This window comes from Limnohabitans sp. (genome assembly GCF_031538885.1).
Lineage (GTDB): Bacteria > Pseudomonadota > Gammaproteobacteria > Burkholderiales > Burkholderiaceae_C > Limnohabitans.
In genome coordinates this window covers 1-1,670 of sequence record NZ_JAVKLW010000056.1, presented here as the reverse complement: position 1 = coordinate 1,670, position 1,670 = coordinate 1, and the positions used below count along the sequence as shown (strand labels likewise).

1 protein-coding gene and 1 pseudogene are annotated in these 1,670 nt (G+C 58.4%); both read right to left on the bottom strand.

Annotated elements, in window-relative coordinates; genetic code table 11:
- Positions 1 to 327: 327 nt before the first annotated feature.
- Positions 328 to 592: pseudogene (locus RMS03_RS04210) on the bottom strand (transposase zinc-binding domain-containing protein); the annotation flags it as partial.
- Positions 593 to 698: 106 nt separating this feature from the next.
- The coding region (locus tag RMS03_RS04205) for an NAD(P)/FAD-dependent oxidoreductase (RefSeq protein ID WP_310625855.1) at positions 699 to 1,670 on the bottom strand (972 nt) is incomplete at its 5' end.

Genomic DNA, 1,670 nt, shown 5'->3' with positions numbered 1-1,670 from the left:
ACCGTGACGGATGAGGAATTGACTATGATTGAAAACCGATTGAATCACCGCCCCAGAAAGCGACTAGGATTCAAGACACCTCACGAGGTATTCCATGCCTCGTTAAAGCGTGTTGCACTTCGTCCTTGAATCCGCCAAGTTCAACTTCATTTTTTTATTGCTCATTTTTTATTCCTTGTTTGGGTCGTCCGACCACATCAGGCACTCAGGCCCTCGGACTCTTTAGAAGCGCAGGGGCTCGGACGCTCATATGATTGGTTAGGCGATCATCCATTCGGATCAGGGCAGCCGCAAACCGTCCGGTGAATTGGGGCAACGCCAACTCCACCAAGGAGAAGGCCACCAGAAAGTCGTGCCCGCAGTCGCCGCAGCGGGCGCGAGCAAAGCCGTGGGCAAAGATGCCACACTCCAAGTACTTCTCGAAGGCTTTACGCACATAGGGCTTGGGGCTGTGGTGGTCGCCCTGCCCGCCCGACTTGCCCGCGCTGACCAGGTCAAGCCAGGTCTCGTAGTGCTCGGCGACTGTTTGGTAGAGCAGCGTGCGCTCTGGGTGACGCGGGTTGTAGAGCTTGGGTTTGGATGTAGTCGGCATGAATACTGCGCAAATACACAGTATTCTCTGACGCTTGTTCGAGTGCGCAAAGCACAAAGCCCGATCCGTTACCAGATCGGGCTTTGTGAGATTGGCCTGAAAACGCTTACTTCTTGCCAAGCGGCAAGTCCGTGCAGCTGCCGTGCGCCACCTCTGCCGCCATGCCGATGCTTTCGCCCAGCGTGGGGTGGGGGTGGATGGTTTTACCGATGTCCACTGCGTCTGCGCCCATCTCGATGGCCAAGGCAATCTCGCCAATCATGTCGCCCGCATGCGTGCCCACCATGCCGCCGCCCAAAATCTTGCCGTGGCCCCCATTCGCATGCACCTCGGGTGAATCGTCAAACAGCAGTTTGGTCACGCCTTCGTCGCGGCCGTTGGCAATGGCGCGGCCCGACGCGGTCCAAGGGAACAAACCCTTTTTCACCTTGATGCCTTGGGCTTTGGCTTGGTCTTCGGTCAAGCCCACCCAGGCCACTTCAGGGTCGGTGTAGGCCACGCTGGGGATGACGCGTGCGTTGAACGCAGCGGCTGCCAGCTCTTTGTTGCCTTGCAGTTCGCCCGCAATCACTTCGGCTGCCACGTGAGCTTCGTGCACCGCCTTGTGCGCCAACATGGGCTGGCCCACGATGTCGCCAATGGCGAAGATGTGAGGCACGTTGGTGCGCATTTGAATGTCGACGTTGATGAAGCCGCGATCGGTCACAGACACGCCTGCTTTTTCCGCGGCAAGTTTTTTGCCGTTGGGCGTGCGGCCCACGGCTTGCAACACGAGGTCGTACACCTGCGGTGCGGGGGCTACAACGCTTGCGTTGCTTCCGTTCGCGCCCTCTTCCATCGGTGCAAACGTGACTTCAATGCCTTCGGGCAAGGCACGTGCGGACACGGTCTTGGTCTTGAGCATGATGTTGTCAAAGCGCTTGGCGTTCATCTTTTGCCAGACCTTGACCAAGTCGCGGTCAGCGCCTTGCATGAGGCCGTCCATCATTTCCACCACGTCTAGGCGTGCGCCCAGCGTGCTGTAAACAGTGCCCATCTCTAGGCCGATGATGCCGCCGCCCAAGATGAGCATGCGCTT